At 39.1% G+C, this 17869-nt stretch carries 9 protein-coding genes; 4 read left to right on the top strand and 5 right to left on the bottom strand.

Annotated elements, in window-relative coordinates:
• Positions 1-332 precede the first annotated feature (332 nt).
• Positions 333-8939 (top strand): MBG domain-containing protein, encoded by an 8607-nt coding sequence (locus IV87_RS08885; RefSeq protein WP_057807495.1) that lies wholly within the window; start codon positions 333-335, stop codon positions 8937-8939.
• Positions 8940-9029: 90 nt separating this feature from the next.
• On the opposite strand, the gene IV87_RS08880 is transcribed toward IV87_RS08885, so the two are convergent.
• The 4 genes from IV87_RS08880 to IV87_RS08865 all read right to left on the bottom strand — a co-directional run bounded on the left by IV87_RS08880 (position 9030) and on the right by IV87_RS08865 (position 13460).
• Positions 9030-9830: a helix-turn-helix transcriptional regulator gene (locus IV87_RS08880; protein ID WP_057807492.1), complete on the bottom strand. Its 801-nt coding sequence runs from the start codon at positions 9828-9830 to the stop codon at positions 9030-9032.
• Positions 9831-10219: 389 nt separating this feature from the next.
• On the bottom strand, positions 10220-10870 hold the full coding sequence (locus IV87_RS08875; RefSeq protein WP_057807489.1) for a TetR/AcrR family transcriptional regulator: 651 nt from the start codon (positions 10868-10870) through the stop codon (positions 10220-10222).
• A 57-nt stretch (positions 10871-10927) separates the two neighbouring features.
• Entirely contained in the window at positions 10928-12547 is a 1620-nt protein-coding gene (locus IV87_RS08870; RefSeq protein WP_057807487.1) for an ABC transporter permease, read from the bottom strand.
• Positions 12537-13460, bottom strand: coding sequence for an ABC transporter ATP-binding protein (locus IV87_RS08865; RefSeq protein WP_057807485.1), 924 nt, complete (start codon positions 13458-13460; stop codon positions 12537-12539). Before IV87_RS08865 ends, IV87_RS08870 begins: the two co-directional genes overlap by 11 nt.
• Positions 13461-13699: 239 nt before the next feature.
• On the opposite strand from IV87_RS08865, the gene IV87_RS08860 reads away from it, so the two are divergent.
• Positions 13700-14554: a hypothetical protein gene (locus IV87_RS08860; protein ID WP_057807483.1), complete on the top strand. Its 855-nt coding sequence runs from the start codon at positions 13700-13702 to the stop codon at positions 14552-14554.
• Positions 14555-14744: 190 nt separating this feature from the next.
• On the top strand, positions 14745-15680 hold the full coding sequence (locus tag IV87_RS08855; RefSeq protein ID WP_371862119.1) for a DNA/RNA non-specific endonuclease: 936 nt from the start codon (positions 14745-14747) through the stop codon (positions 15678-15680).
• A 59-nt stretch (positions 15681-15739) separates the two neighbouring features.
• Here IV87_RS08855 and IV87_RS08850 read toward each other — a convergent pair whose 3' ends face one another.
• Positions 15740-17149 carry an MDR family MFS transporter gene (locus IV87_RS08850; protein ID WP_074693953.1) on the bottom strand — a complete coding sequence of 470 codons (1410 nt, stop codon included), beginning with the start codon at positions 17147-17149 and terminating at the stop codon, positions 15740-15742.
• A 129-nt stretch (positions 17150-17278) separates the two neighbouring features.
• Between IV87_RS08850 and IV87_RS08845 the strand changes: the two genes are divergently transcribed.
• On the top strand, positions 17279-17869 hold the full coding sequence (locus tag IV87_RS08845; RefSeq protein WP_057807480.1) for a TetR/AcrR family transcriptional regulator: 591 nt from the start codon (positions 17279-17281) through the stop codon (positions 17867-17869).

The raw sequence follows: 17869 nt of genomic DNA, 5'->3' as shown, positions 1-17869 counted from the left end.
ATTTTGTACATTTTTAAACCGCCCTTGACATAGAATTGTGAATATCATAAATTAACAATAGCAGTGGTAGAAATTCGTGTGTAGTTTTGTGCAAAAATTATGAAATTAACCTTATAACGTTGAACATATGAAAAAACTATTCTTTTTTTCTTATATTTTTCTGAAATATCCAATTTTTAGAGCAAAATATTTGCAAAATATGAAAATAGCACAAAAAATAGTGTGATTTTGACCTTGTTTCAAAAATAGCATGGTATAATAACGTTGAATTATGATATTTTTATGAGGAAATAAATTGTTCCCTTAAATAAGAATGAGGAGTGATAATTTTGATGAATCGGAATCAAAAAAAGTATTTAAAGTTGTTACGAGATTCGGGAAAAATCAAACGACACTATAAAATGTATAAGACAAGCAAAGGCTGGTTATTTGCAGCCGTTTCATTACTTACTTTTGGGGCAGGCATTACCTTTGGATCCTATTCGATTCAGGCTAGTGATACAGCAGCTACAAATGAAAGCGCAATCGTTGCTAAAAGTGCCAGTGATTCTAGTTCAACAACAAGTTCCAGTAGCACGACGTCAGATGCGACTTCAACAGCTGCTTCTAGTTCAACAGCGGCTACAAACACATCTTCAGCAACAAGTGCAGATGTGACATCTGAAGCTAAGTCTTCTGCGGCTAGTAGTTCAGAGGAAACTTCTGATTCCAACAAAGTTTCTGCAGAATCTAGCTCAACAAGTGCTAGTTCTACAAGCAATGCATCTTCTGCAGCTAAAAGTTCATCAACTAGTACTAGTCAGGCAAGTTCATCGGCCACAAGTACTGCAGCGTCGTCGAGCACATCAACGAGTTCTTCTGCGGCTAGTGCCAGTGATTCGTCGACAAGTTCAGTTTCTAGCGACCCAAGTACAAATAATTCGGCCAGTTCGGTGACTAGTGCATCTTCAACAGCCGCTTCTTCAGCTAACGCATCCAGTGCTAGTTCTTCGAGTGATGCAACTAGTGAGTTAAGTGGGTCTACTGTTACATCGGTAGCAGCTTCTGATGCTAGTGTTAATACTTCAAGTGCCACACTGGCCACAACCAGTGCCACTACTAGCACAGCGGTCGTTTCCGATGCGACCAAACAAGTGGCTGCCGCATTAATGAATGTGCGTGCTAAAGCTGCAGTGACGGCAGTGGCTTCAACCAGTTCTGCCAGTGTAACACTATCTCAATTAACAATGGGGTATGGCTCCAGTGGAAATAATATGACAATCGTATTTAAGTTTACAGGTTCAGCCGGTGACATTTTTACGATTACCATTCCTGCCGATAGTAGTGTATATCAACTAAGTCAGAATTTTGAAAAAATGTCTGCTGGTGGAACCACCACATCTATTAAAAATGCAGACGGCTCCACTACGATTACGGATACTTTAAGTCCGGATTTGTCAGGAACGTATACTTTTACTCAACATATTACTTTGGGTCAAAATAATAACGTTTGGGGTCAGTCTAAACCCATGACGGATATTGGAACCATACAAAAAACTATTAGTTATACAATTAATGAAGTAGAACAAGCACCAGTTAATTTTACCCAAAAAGTTAGTCCATCCGCGGCACTGTCAACTCCAAGCCGTACCTATCCTACAACAACAATTGATTCAGTGTTGCCTAACACTGATTATGTTTATAATATTAGTGCAAACGAGGCTGACGGTGTTTTAGATGATTCTAATCCATCAAAGCAAGTTAATTCTGCGGCAAATTATGGAACTACTATTACCATTCCTGTACCAAGTAGTTTTATTCTTGATAGCAGTTTGACTTCTTCCTTAAACAATTTTACAGATGCAACAACAATTACGCAGCCGGGAGGAAGAGGCGGTGATGTGATCATCACGGTTCCAATCGGCTCTGGTCAACAAAATTCTCAAAATAGTACTGATTTTTCTTATAAAATAGCTGGGTCTTATAATGTGACACAAACCGATAGCACACAGACGTTGACGGCTTCAGGAGCAGCAACAATGACGCAATTTATTGATGCTGCGGGAGATACGCTTACGTCAACTGCTAACACCGTTTGGACAGAAACAATTCTTGCAGCAAGTGATTCAGGAAAACAGAATATTTCAGCAACAGCCGCTGGAAATAGTAGTTTATCGTCTACACAATTGTTGTTGGATGATGATCCAACCAATGATCCAGATTATCTAAATACATTTACGTTTACGACGGGAAGCGCAGGTTCGCTAAGTGATATTTCGATTACGTTGACCATTCCAAATGGTTTAGATGCTACTGGCATTAAAGTCCCAAATGAAGGAGCAACAACAACCTCTTATTTACCAGGTACAACCAGCTATGCTTACACAATGACCTTAGCAGACGGTACAGTTGAGACGGGAACGGTCCTTGCTGGAGGAACAGTTACACCAACAGATAGTTCGGCAATTCGTACAATAGTATTCACACCTAATTATTTGGCACCTGGTGCGACAAGTGGTTCACAAGGTTTTACAGTGTATGGTGCAGTTTCTTCAACTTATGATAATGGTTCACAGGTAAGTGACGGAGATAAATTGGTGTCATCAATTACGATTAGTGATTCTGATGCAGAATCATCAGTGCCATTTACACAAACTGTAATTTCTCCAACGAATGCGGTTGCTATAGTTAAAGGGTATGCATGGCAGGGAAACCAAGCAGTTGGAGCAACAAATGCGGGTTATATTTCTCTTGAAACAGCGGGCCTTACTTCTGGTCAGACAGCCTATGAAGTATACGAACCTATCTATTATTTTGTGCTTCCTTCTGCTACCCATATTGAAAGTATTAAAAATGTTCCAGCCGGTGGATTGGTTTCTGAATTCTTAGCGGATAACGGACAAGAAGTTGTTAAGGTTGATTATACGGGAACCGGAGTTTCAGTCACGACACAACAAACCCAACTTATACAAATCTGGTTGTCAAACAACGTTGATGCGATGCCAGGAAAATATGATTATACAATGTATGTGACATCACCAGAAACGCAATTAACAAATAAAACGCAAGTTACAGATACTTCCTTCACAGATGGGGACGCAAATGCCTTTTTTATGGGTGATTTTGGGAGCGGTCATCAATGGACAATTACGACGGTTTCAACGCTTGCTAATGTTAGTTTAGCGCAAGGTAATCAAGATATAACTGCTGTACAAGATGGAACTTCCTATATTGGGGGAGATCAGACTCTAACCTTCTATGATACAGTGCTTAATGTTGTGGCTTCTGCAGCTAAAAATGCGATTTCCTTGATTAATTTGCCAACAGCTGGTGATAGTCAGGGCTCTGAATACACCTTTGATTTAACAAAGGCCATCACATTACCAAGTACTTATACAAATGGAGATGCCTTAAAAGCTACAGTACTCTACTCGACGTCACAACAAACTCCTGGCGATACAGTCTCCACAACGGGATATGTCACGGCTGATCAGGTATCAGATTGGTCATCAATTCGTTCAATTATTATTGAATTTGATGCGATTCCAAGTAATGCTTCCACTGGCCGAATCGCAATTACGGGAACCACAGCTGATTTTGATGAACAGGCTGGCAAAACAGGCTATCTTCAGACCGCATTTTATGCGGATGGTTATTCACCTGCTATTGCCGGTGCGGGTTCTGCAGCTCAGATTACGATTCTGAATGCTCCAACGGTAGCTCTAAACAATCAAAAACTCCAATATGATGGCAATACAAAAGCTAGCGGTGTTACAGGCTTAGTTGCTACAGTTACTTTAGAGGATGGTAGTACGCAAACTCTAAATTTGACTAGTGATGACATTACGGTAACAAACGACAGCACGGCAGTTGGCGGCTACACGTATGGTTTATCAGCCACTGGATTGTCTGCAATTCAAACCATTATTGGCGCCACAAACAATCTGGGTAATCCAACGACCACTGGTACCATTACCATTACACCATTTGAAACCCAAGTAGGTTTGAACGATGTAACAATTTTGTATGATGGTACGACTAAGGCCAGCGATGTCACTGGTTTAAAGGCCACGGTTACAGTCACAGCCGCTGATGGAACAACGATTACTGTAGATCTAAGTAGTGCTGATATTGCGGTGACTAACGATGGTACGGCAGCGAAAACTTACACTTATGCGCTTAATCCAACCGGTTTGAAATATGTGCAGTCAAAATTAGGGAATAATTATTCGGCAACAGATTCTAATGTAACCGGAAAGATTACCATTCTGGCAGTTGAAGCTACCATAGGGCTTAACTCAAAGCAAATTATCTATGATGGAACGACAAAAGCAAGTGATGTAACTGGCTTGGTTGCTACAGTTACTTTGCCAGATGGGACTACGACAATTCCTGTTTCACTGAGTAGTGATGAGGTCGAATTTGTAACTGATGGGACCGATGCTAAGACATATACCTATCAGTTAAATGCAGCCGGTTTGGATGCAGTTCAAGCAGCTATTGGCACAAGCTACACATTAACTAATACAGATACAACTGGCAGTGTTGAGATCTTGGAACTCAGTACACCAGTTTCACTGAATAACGGTGGATTTGCCTATGATGGCACAACCAAAGCTAGTCAGGCAGACAATTTACAGGCCACGGTTACCTTAACGAATGGCGACGTGGCTACTGTAAATCTGACTAGTGATGATATTTCGGTACCAAATGATAGCACGGTTGGTGGGGACTACACCTATACACTAATGGACAGTGGCCTGGCGAAAGTCCAAGCGGCAGTCGGTGATAATTATGCGGTTACCGACGTTGTCAATGGTTCTGCAGTTACTGGAAATATCGTCATTGCATCGCCACCGGCCGTAATTTTGAGCGACACCGGTTTTACGTATGATGGTACAACCAAGGCCAGCGGAGCACCTGATTTGACAATTGGTCTGATTCTATCAACTGGAGCTACCGAGACGGTAACGCTGACCAGCGATGATATTCAGGTGACTGGGGATAATACCGCCGCTGATACCTACACGTATCAACTGAGTGAATCAGGTTTGACAAGACTAGAAGAATTAGTTGGTGGTGTGGCAATCACGAACCCAACCGAAACGGGCACTATTACCATTAGTCCGCTTACCGAAACAGTTGTCTTAAATGACGGCGGGTTCGCCTATGATGGGACAACCAAAGCCAGTGGCGCAGATCCAGTGGCTTCGGTCACTTTACTTGATGCAGATGGCGGTACAAAAAATGTTTCTTTGACCGGTGCTGATATTAATGTGGTTTCCGACGGCACGGATGTTAATAATTATGTTTATACTCTATCAACAACTGGGTTAACTAAGGTGCAAACAGCCGTTGGTAACAACTATACGGTAACTGATAACAATGTTTCGGGTAATATTGCCATCACACCAGCTAAATATATTGTTACTTTAAGCTCACCAACCATTACGTATGATGGTACGACCAAAGCCAGTGATGCCAGCGGATTAACCGCGACGGTGACACTAGCTGACGGTAGCACAAAACAGGTGGACCTAACTAGTGCAGATGTAACTTTATTAAGTACGGATGGTACCAGCCAAGGCACATACACGTACATCTTAAGCTCCGCGGGACGAAAAGCAGTTCAAAACGAATTAGGCAGTAATTATGTTTTGAATGATGAAAAAGTTGGCACAATCACCATCGTACCGGCAGGGCTCGAAGCTACATTGAATGGAACTAAGTTTACGTATGACGGTGTTACAACGGCCAGCGAGGCAACTGGATTAACTGCGACAGTTAATGGTAAAAACGTTGATTTAGATAGCTCAGATATTACTATTACTAGTGACAATGATAGTAGTAACGCAGGTAGTTATACATTTACTTTGAATGCCACTGGATTAGCTAAAGTTCAAAATGCTGCTGGTGGTAACTACACAGTTAGTTTGGGAGTTGATGGCACGATTACCATCGATAAAGCGGCAGTCACAATTACCGCTCCAACAGTTTCTAAGACGTATGATGGGCAAGCCTATACGGGTGATTTGACAGCCACAGTGGCAGGCAAACCAACTAATGGAGCAGCTTTAGTTTATAGTTTAACGGATGTTAGCAAGGACGTTAATCAAGGAACCTATTCAATTGATGTGACTGCAACTGACGCTGATAATCCAAATTATGACATTACTGTTGTATCTGGAGGATTAACAATCACAAAAGCCACGACAACAGCAGATTTGAGTAACACTAAGTTCACGTATGATGGTACAACAGAAGCTAGTGATACTGGATTAACTGCTACAGTTAATGGCACAACTGTTGCTTTAGATAGTTCAGATATTACCTTTACTAAGGGCGAAGATAGTAGTAACGCAGGTAGTTATACATTTACTTTGAGTGCTGCCGGATTAGCTAAAGTTCAAAATGCTGCTGGTGGTAACTACACGGTTAGTTTGGGAGCTAATGGCACAATTACCATCGATAAAGCGGCAGTCACAATTACCGCGCCAAAGGTTTCTAAGACATATGATGGTCAGGCCTATACAGGTGATTTAACAGCCAAAGTGGTAGGTAAACCAACTGATGGAGCAGCGTTAGTTTATAGCTTGACGGATGTTAGCAATGACATTAATCAAGGAACCTATTCGATTGATGTGACTGCAACTGATGCTGATAATCCCAACTACAAGATTTCGGTAGTAGCTGGAAGCTTGACCATCAATGCTGCAAAGACTTCAGCAGATTTGAGTAACACTAAGTTTACGTATGACGGTACCACTAAAGCTAGTGAGGCATCTGGTCTAACTGCGACGGTTACTTTGTCAGATGGCAGTACACAAGTAGTTTCTATAGACAGCTCAGATATTGCTATTACTAATGATGATGACAGTGTGAACGCCGGTGAGTACACTTATAGTTTGAATGCTACCGGATTAGCTAAAGTTCAAGACGCAGTTGGCAAAGACTACACGGTCAGTCAAGGAACAGTCGGCAAAGTTACCATCGATAAAGCGGCAGTTACAATTACCGCACCAACAGTTTCTAAGACGTATGATGGAAGTCCATATAGTGGAGATATAACAGCCACAGTGGAAGGCAAACCAACTGATGGAGCAGCGTTAGTTTATAGCTTAACGGATGTTAGTCAGGATGTTAATCAAGGAACTTATCCAATTGATGTGACTGCAACTGACGCTGATAATCCCAACTATGATATTACTGTTCAGTCTGGAAAACTAACAATTACAGCGGCACAACCGGTGCTTAGTTTGAATCAAACTTCATTTACGTACGACGGTAAAACCAAAGCTAGTGAAGCTGCTGGGTTAGTTGCCACAGTGACATTAGCGGATGGTACCAAGACAACTGTTGATTTAGACAGTTCAGACGTATCAATTGCAAATGACAGCGTAAATGTTGGTAATTATGTTTATACGTTAAGTGCTACTGGATTGACTAAAGTTCAAGCTGCTGTTGGTAATAACTATGCTGTGGATGACACAAACATTACCGGGTCGGTTGCGATTAAAGCTGCAACGGCTAATGTGAGTGTCAATAACGGTGAATTTACGTACGATGGTAGCACAAAAGCTAGTGAAGCCAAGAACTTAGTTGCCACAGTAACCTTAGAAAATGGCAACTCACAAACAGTTGATTTAACTAGTGACGATATTGATGTGAAAAACGACAGTACAAACGCAGGTAGTTACACTTATCAATTAACAACTGCAGGCATTGACAAAATTCAAGCAACAGTTGGCAACAACTATGTATTGAATGATACTAACGTAACTGGCAAAGTTATTATTGATAAGGCCAAAGTTACTATTACCGCACCAACAGTTTCTAAGACGTATGATGGCAAACCGTATAGTGATAATTTGACGGCAACTGTGAGTGGTAAACCAGTTGATGGTACGAATCTAGTTTATAGTTTGACAGACGTCAGCAAGGACATCGAACAAGGAACTTATCCAATTGATGTACTCACAAACGCAACTGATAATTCAAATTATGAAGTTGAAGTAGTTAATGGGAGCTTAACAATTGCCCCAGCTAAGGCAACGGTTAGCTTAAGCGGTAATGAAACCGAAACCTATACAGGTGCGCAACAACAACCAAAAGCTAGCTATTATCAAGTTACTTTACCAAATGGACAGTCCTACACATTAACCGATGATGATATTGCTTTGGTAAGTGGTGGTATTGAACCAGGAAGTTATCAAGTTCAATTAACGGATACTGGTAAACAAGCCATTCAACAAGCACTTGGAACTGATTATGAGGTAAGTTTCACTGGAGCTGGGACCTTTGTAATTTCACCAGCAGCAGCTAAAGATGTCACAACGAATAGTCAAACCATTCATTATGGTGATGCAACACCAGACTTTACAGTTACCTATGGAACTGGTTTAACGGCTGCATCTTTAACCAATGATGACTTTGTCTTCACTAATGCTAAAGGACAAACGATTACTGGTGTACCAACTGCGGTGGGTGTTTATAGCGTAACGCTAAACGCTGCTGGAATTGCTAAAGTTGAAGCAGCAAATCCAGACTATACCTTTACAAATGCTAACTTTATTGCAGGAACCTTCACAATTCTTAGTCAAAATAATCCTGGTAAGCCAGGTAATGGTGGTGAACCAGGCGGAACAACTAATCCGCCAACTGGGAATAAACCTGGGCAACCAACAAAACCAAGTCAACCAGAAAATTCTGGCAAGAATGAATCCAATTCAGTTTCAACAACGAAGTCAACTTCAGTGAATAACGGAAGGGTTAAATCAATTAGTTTAACTAATGCAAATCAAACCAGAACTGCACGTTATCACGCAAACAAATTACAGAATCAGAAACGATTACCACAGACGAGTGATAGTCAGGGCAATCCTTTGACGATTCTTGGTTTAAGTTTGATGGGGATGTTGCTTGGTCTGTTTGGAATTAGAAGAAAAAAAGATCGCTTTTAACTAGAAATAGTTAATGAACGCAAAATAAAAACCAACTTTAGATTTGAGTCTGAGGTTGGCTTTTATTATTTTAAACTTACTAAATTTGTTTTAATAACGTTGATTATTATCGATAATGACATCTTGAGTTGACGAACTTCGTTTACGTTGATTTTGTAAACGGTACTGTTTTGGTGTTGTTTCAGAGAACTTCTTAAAATGCTTAATGTAATTGCTAGAATCGTAGTAATTTAGCATGCTAGCAATTTCATTCAATGGCAAATCTGTGTGCAATAATAATTTTTTAGACTCATCAACTCGTTGTTTATCAATGTAGCTTTGAATCGACAGACCCATGGTGTGGGTAAATAAACGTGAAACGTATTGATAGGATAAATGTAAGTACTCCGCAATTTTGATAGGTTGCATTTTATCATATAAATGCATATTTACGTAGTACGTAATTTGATAAACTTGCTTTGGCACCGTATCTGTAGAAGTGATCTGATCCTCAGGAGATTGTAAGTCAAAGAAGTCTTTACAAATTAATTTCAAGATCTTTTGAAATGCTTCCGGATCTTCTGGCTTTTCAGGTGTTAGCCAATCTATATAAGCTTCACGTAACTGAACAAAATTAGTCGCATTAAAGTGATTTGCTAATCCAGTCATGGTAAAGTCACTCACGATATTGATTAAACTCCGGTGAAGCTCTTCGTGGGTAGCGTTTTTAATGAGTTCCGTGTGACGTTCAAAAAATAAGGTTAATTCGCGATCGGCACGGTGATGATCTCTTTTTTCAAAATTAAAGATTAAATTATATTCTAGAAACGAAAAACGAAGTAAGTAATTTGATTTTTTTGAATCAAGCTTATGTCGTGCGAAGTTCAGTTGATCATAGTCGTAATAAAACATAGTCTATTTTTCCTCCAAATATTTTGCGTTTAAGCATACTAATTAGCACTAAAAGAGCACAAATAAAATAATACCACAAATTTCTGCTATTTTTTAAAAAATTTCATATTTATAGATATTTGTAAGTTTTTTGCTTACAATAATGAACATTGTCACAACAACAATTAATCTTTTCTATAAATTAGAAATAAAAAAAGTGTTTAGGAAATCATGGTTATCAAAGAAAGCGTTCACTTTTATTCAACAACTGTTATTATACTATTTTTTTAGTATATTTAAAGCATTTTACTCAAGAAATTATGCTAAATTAAATGATCGTAATAAAAACTAAAACAAGTTTAAAAAAAGAGCATTGATTTTTAAAAATCAATGTCCTTTTTAGGTTTCGATTAAGCTGTCAAAAATCCGTGTTCTAAGATATCCATATATTGACGAACATGGTTAATAATTTCATCAAAGTCGGTTAAATCTGCATCAGGGTGCTGTTTCATAAATGCCTTTGTTTCCAAACCAACTTGGTTGAAAACTGCCACCATTAAATTTTGAATTGTTTGACGATCAATATCAGAACGAACGGGAAGTCGGTTGAGCACCGGTTCCACTAATGTGTTTAGGTTATCATTAGTTTCATTAGCATAGAATTTTGCCGCCTTTTGTCGCAAAGCAGCGGGGGCATCACCAACCCCAGCGTAAGCATCCAACAAAATTTTGAATTCGTCTGGAAATTGTAACTGCAACTGGATCTTATATTTGGTTACATTCACAATCATTTCGTCTAAATCATGAGCATTCTGCCAAACGCTGTAGTCAGCAACGTTAGTAATATGTTCAGTTGCAAACTTGATGGTGGCCAGGTACAACTGGACTTTGTTGCCATAGTAACGAAAAATGATGCCTTTGGAAACGTTGGCTTGTTTGGCGATGTTGTCCGTCTTGGTACCTTGATAACCATGATGGGCAAATTCGGTTAAGGACACACTCATAATTCGTTCAACTTTTTGAGGATCCATTGGGACTTTTTTTGATTCCTTTACGGGCATGAAAGTAATGACCTCCTTTTGATTTTTGTATCTGGAAATTGAGAGGGAAAAGTAACTTTAATTTTCTATCAAATCTCTTCGTTTATAACCTACAAAACCAATCACAAACAAAATAACGGCCACACCAAGTAAAATCCAGACCTGTGACCAATCTACAGCTTTCACGGGGACCTGATTAATCCAGCCATAAGGGGTAAGATTTTCAGCCCAGTTTGGTAAATTCAATAAATTACCAAAGTAGAGGCTAATCAATCCGTAAACCGGTAGTGCCCAGATAACAGTCTGGAAACGTGGCAACCAACCGATAATCACAATACTAATTCCTAACGTGACGTAAAGTGCTGGTAGATAGCCAATAAAGCCACGGAATAAGCGGGCAAACGAAAGTGGATTATCCATAACAGAATTATTGGCTAACCAAAGGCCAAAAACGGCGGCAAACATGGAAAGGGTGCCGATAATTAGAGCAACGGCAACGTAACTGCTAAAAATATGACCACGTGAAATGGCTTTAGCATGAATTTGTTCTAGCCAGCCTTTACGTTCATCACCGTTGATTCTGAGCAAGGTTTGCACACTAGGTACAGTTACCAAAACGGCAAAAACAATCATTAATAGAGCTGCAAATTTTAGAACAATTGCACGATTAGCAGCATCTACAGCTGTTGCGCCCATTAGTTTGCCCATCAGTGGATTAGTTTTCATGATATCACCAACAGTACCAAAAATGGAACCATAGGAAATTCCTAACACAATGACCGCAAGAACCCACACAATCAAGCTGAGTCGATCGAGACGCATAACCAAACTAAATGGTCCGGTTAAAAAGACAGAAGCGCGTTTACGACCACCGCGGGTTGCAAGCAAACCGGCATCAACATCACGATGGCGACTAGCATAAAAAGTTAACAGTAATAAAACGGCGGTTAAAGCCACCATGAGTAAGATGGGACTCCAATTATTTTCGTGGTAAATCGATAGTTTTTCAACCCAACCAAATGGTGACCACCAAGTCAAATCAGCGTTTTGCACGTCCGTAATCATGCGGACAAGGTAAGTGACGCCTAAAAACAAGTAGCTTAACATGGTTGCACCACGAGGATTATCGCTAATTTGGGCCATCAGTAAAGCGGCACTTCCAAACATAAATCCAACGGTTGCTAAACCGGCACCAATCAGCAGATTTCCGGTGACTGTCATGCCGTGCATGCCAGATATTTGTAAACCACCGAAATAAAACAAGCCCATTAGTAGATTAATTAAAAATAATTCGATGGTGGCAGCAAGTAAAGGGCTTTGTTTGCCGATCGCATGTGCGCGAAGCAGTTCCAACATCCCATTACTTTCCTCATCACGGGTATTACGAACGGCAAAGTAAATATTCATAACTGCCATAAATAATGCCATGAAGACCATCATTTCACTAGCAAAAATATCGGCCGTTGTATAAGGTGCCTTAGCAACAAAGGTACCAAACAAAGAAACCATTGCCGGCATTTTGAGTGTGGTGACGATGCTTGAAATTGAATCTTTCGAACCATAAAGATCATTAAATTTAAAAGCAACTGAGGCCATTAAGCCACCCAGAATAACAAGCCAAACAAGAATAACAAACCAGTCACGGCGTAAGTTAAAACGGGTTAAAAAACCGCTTTGTTGGTACGAACTATGCTTCATCTTGGCCATCTCCCTTGCTATCTTTTTGGTAGTAACGTAAGAAGAGATCTTCTAGAGTTGGTGGTGTACTTTGTAAACCAATAATTTCCAAACCAGCTAGTGTTTGCATTACCTTATCCATTTTATCAGAGTCGACACTAAAACTTGCCTTGTTAGGTGTGTCATCAGATCGCTTGAAATTGTGAACATCGTCAGTTCCAGACAAGTCTGGTAAAGTTTGGCGAGTTTGAACGGTTACCATGGTTCGTGTTAAATGACGCATTTCATCTAAGGTTCCTGTTTCGATAATGCGTCCCTCACGGATAATGCCAATTCGATCACACATTCGTTCAACTTCTGAGAGAATGTGACTGGATAAAAGAATGCTTTTACCTTGTGATTTCAATGCTAAAACATTTTTTTGGAAAATTTCTTCATTCAAAGGATCTAACCCTGAGGTTGGTTCATCAAAAATATACAAATCAGCGTCAGTTGAAAAGGCCGCAATTAAAGCTACTTTTTGGCGATTTCCTTTTGAATAGGTACGTGCCTTTTTTGACGGATCTAGTTCAAACTGTTTAATGAGTTCATCCGCATGAGTTGTGTGTTTTTGATGGTTTAGTTTCAAAAACAGATCAATAATTTCGCCACCAGTTAAATTGGGCCAAAGATAAACATCACCTGGGACGTAGGCCAACCGTTCGTGAATACTAACCGCATCTTTCCACACATCCTTACCAAAAATAGTGGCCGAACCACCTGATGCACGTAAGATTCCTAATAACGTTCGAATGGTAGTTGATTTACCGGCACCATTTGGTCCAATAAAACCAAAGACCTCTCCTTTTTGGACATCAAAGGTAATATCCTTTAATGCCTCGAATTTACCAAATTTTTTTTGTAAATGATTAATTGAAAGTACTGTTTCAGCCATAATGCTGACCTCCTTATGATTTTTAACCACAAATAGTTTATGAAATTAATCGCGCTAAAATGTTGCTCTGATTAATTGGTAAACAGAGTATAAATCTCATTGACTTGTAAGTCAATGACTGTGCAGTCAATATGAAAACTATTTTTTAAGAACTGGTTAAAGTGGCGGTGTTTAGCTATTTTTTTAAAAAATAAGCATAAAATTAAGTTAGTAAAATTTGAATTCGGGGGAGTAATTCAATGTTACATAAAACGATGAAAATTGTTCTAATTACTTTGGGTATTTGTGTGGGGATCTTGGTGTTGTTATATGGTGCAATGATAATAATAACTTTACCAACCTATCAGCAAAGAAATGAAGTTCGATATGCGAAAAAAGCAATAAAAAGTAACAAAATTGAACGGACTGTAAGACAGGAAATGAACTTAATCTCCCCTAATTTACAATATCGATATGAGGCTAAAAAAGATGATTTGTTTGATGATTTTGACCAAATCGAAGATCCCACGATAACAACGACGGTCTTATTATTGGGAAATCCAACCGTTAAAATTCATCCGGTTTTTGATGTGGTAACAGTACATCATAAAATTCACCTTCAGGCTGAAGATATAACTAAAAATAAGGTTGATAATTCAGATTTAGATATTAAAATGTTAACGAAATTATGGCATAAGTGTTATTCAGACGCTAGTTTTAGATCATTTAAAACGAATCATGCAAAAGTCAGTTTTACGACAGAATTTGATAATTTGAATCATTCAGTAACAGGCGATTATCTACATGGAAATTTTGGTTCAATGAAACCAAATTTTATTCAACGAGCAAAAAGATATTATTTTTGGGGAATTAATCGTCATGAAAATTCGGACGATCCGGCACTGAGTGTTGATGCAAATATGAATAATGACCGGTTACATTGGACTAGAAAACGAAAAATGGTCATATTAAAAATGATCTATCAAAAAAATCATTTGCCAGAAAATGTCGTGTTTGCGATTAGTTTTGAAAAGAATAATGCTGAAGTTGCAAACGGAACGGTTGTTAAAGATGACCATGGAAAATTAATTTATTGGCAAGCTAAAAATGATTAAGCGTTGGGTGTACGAGAAAATGATTACTTTTCTTGTATACCCAATTTTTTATTTATTCTCTCATAAAATAGCGGTAACATTAAAAAGGTTACTTATACGCAAAAAGTGACCAAATATTTTTTTATTTACCATTCGCGGTGGTAAAGATTAGGGGAGAACTATGAAAAAAATTTCAAAACTAGTAATCTTGATGATTGCGACGTTTACGTTAGCTTTCAACGTTCAACAATTGCCAAGCAATACGCAAACTGCGCAAGCAACTACATATGTGTATGTGACACGCACTGGTAAACATTACTTCTACAAACGGCATGACCGGGGGTTAAATCGTGCCAAAAAAGTGTACAAAGTAAGTTTAACAACTGCTAAAAAACGAGGATTGACCTTATCGGCCACTGAAAAAGCACCGAAGAAAAAGGCTGTTCATAAAAAGAAAGTCGTGCATAAAAAGAAAAAAGTCGTTCGAAAAAAGAAGACTGTCCACAAGAAAAAAGTCGTTCATAAAGTTGTAAAAAAAGTTACGGCCAAGAAGGCTAAGTCGGTTAGTACATCCAAGTTGAGTACACTAAAGTACCACGGCACTCAAACGGTGATTATTAATAAAAACCGACCTAGTTTTTCAAAAGCAACCTTATCAACCAAAAAGGGAGCTTGGCAAAAATATAGTAACCTGGATGTTGAAAATCGAGCAACCGATGCGAATGCGATGCTTAATAAACGGTTAATGCCGAAAAAAGCTAGGGCAGCTTTATACGTTGATCCAACCGGTTGGCATAATAAAAAGCTTAAGTCTGGTTGGCTGTATAATCGTTGTCACCTAATTGGTTATCAATTGACAGGTCAGAACAATAACTGGAAAAATTTAATTACGGGAACCCGTTCATTAAATGATCCACAGATGACAAAATATGAAAATGAAACTGCGAAGTATTTGCGTCAAAGCACTCGACACTATGTGCGTTATGAAGTAAAACCGATTTATCAAGGCAGTGACTTGTTATCAAATGGGGTTGAGATGCGGGCCCAATCAATTGGTTCGAACTCAATCAGATTTAACGTTTATATTTTTAATGTGCAAAAAGGTGTTAAATTAAATTATAAGAATGGAACTAGCAAAATTAGTTAAGCGCTAAAAAACGACTAAACTCATGAAATTTGCGTATTCGTGAGTTTAGTCGTTTTTGTTTACACTTTTTTGTGACGTTTAACACTTAAGAACCAGGCAGGAATTAAGGCAATCAAAGTAATGACGATCGACCAAGCAAACGCGGTATTATAGGCACCAGCTAAATGGGCAATGGTTGGTGTTTGCCCCGTCATTTGGTGCGTCATGACCGTAGCCAAAATGGCACTTCCAAATGCGCTACCAATATTTTGGAACATTCGGGTAGCGCTAGTGGCTTCTGGAATTTGTTGTGGTTTTAAACCAGTGTACGAATCTGACATAATCGGAATGGTAAAGGCACCTACTCCAGTTCCCCGAATTAATAAACAGCCAAGTAGCAACCACTTATTCGTGTCCGCACCAGCAAACGCAAACGGTAATGTACTGATTGCAGCAATTAGAATTCCCGTGATGACAACCCAACGAGCGCCAATGTGATCGGTAATTTTACCAACTTGAGTTCGTGTTAAAAGCATCCCGATACCTTGAGGAATTAAATAGATACCAGCCCAAATTACACTCAAATTCTTAATATTTTGAAAATAAAGGGGTAACAAAAACATGGCACCATTTAGTGTGATTCCCGACATCAACAAAAGAATCGAAGCAGCCGAAAATGTCTTGGTTTTAAACAGGTTCAAACTGACTAACGCGCGTTTAGGAAACACAAGCGCGTAGGCAATGTAGAGAATTAAACAACTGATGCCAATCCCTAATGGCCAGAGAACGGAACTTTGCCAAAACTTAATTGAATCACTGAATTTAGTGATTGCCAGAATTAATCCCGTGAAAAGTCCGGTAAAAAGGGCGATACTAGGTACATCAAGTCGTTTACCTTTTCGATTAGGCGTAAATTTAGGTAACCAAATTGTGAGAATTACTAACGAAATTAACACAATTGGAATATTAATATAAAAAATCCAGTGCCAATTTAGTTGATCAATGATGAGACCACCAATTGTTGGACCTAAAATGGGCATTAGTACCATTGGCAAACCGACGACAGACATCAAATAACCTAGATTTTTACCTTCAGCAGCACGAACGACTAGGGTTGAAATTGTAGGGATGATAATTCCCGATGCAGCTCCTTGGATCACACGGCCGATAATGAGCATCGTAATGGTTGATGATAGCCCGGAAATGACAGAACCCACGAAAAAACCAACTAACGCCCAGAGATAGAGTTGCTTACCGGTAATCCAATCGATGGCCCATCCGGCAATTGGAACCACGATGCCCAATGCTAAAACATAACTGGTGACAACCCATTGCACACTATTTACGGAAGTGTGTAGGCTTTGTGTAATTGAATTAACCGCAATATTTGCCATTGTGGAATCAAGCATAGGTGCAAGAGCACCAACAATTAAAATGGCACAGGTTGCAACGATGCTGCTTTTTTTAGGTGCAATAGTTTGTGATTGCATATTTTTCCCTCTTTAGTTGAATAATAAAATGAAGTTTTTGATAGTTTTCAAAATAAGATACGCGCGTATCTACAATTGAGAATGATATAATAGATTTAAAATAAAAGCAAGAGAATTAGGTGAAAAATAATGACAATTAAAAAAACGCCTCGTCGACGTGGCAAAGAACTTGAAAATGCCTTATTAACGGCTGCCTGGGAAGAGTTTCAAGAGAAGGGTTATAATAAAATGACCATGGAAGGAATCGCAGCGCGTGCTCACACAACGAAGACAGTTTTATATCGACGTTGGCCAAAAAAGTCAGTTATTTTAATTATGGCATTCAGAAAATTTGGCCCCGAAATTAGAATGGAACCTACGGACACAGGGTCACTTCGTCAGGATTTGTTTAATTTGTTGAGTGGTCCAATTAAAGGATTTAAAGTGTTAGGCGAAGAAACGATTCGCGGTTTGGTTGCCGAACAAATTGGTGACCATATTAGCGACTTGTTTGAAGGCATGATGACCCCCGAAAGTAATTTTAGAAAACGAATTTTGGTTATTTTAAAACAGGCCGAGAAACGCGGTGAAGTTAACTTAAGTCAACTGAGTGATCGGGCAATTACTTTGCCAATCTTGATGTATATTGATGAAGTTTTGACGACCGGTTTTTTGACAGATGAGAGCTTAAAAGAAATTATTGATGATATTTTGATTCCGGTTTTAACCAAAGGGGAATAA

It is taken from the genome of Pediococcus ethanolidurans, assembly GCF_001437405.1.
Lineage (GTDB): Bacteria > Bacillota > Bacilli > Lactobacillales > Lactobacillaceae > Pediococcus > Pediococcus ethanolidurans.
Note: the sequence above shows the minus strand (reverse complement) of the source record. Positions and strands in the feature narration are given on the sequence as shown.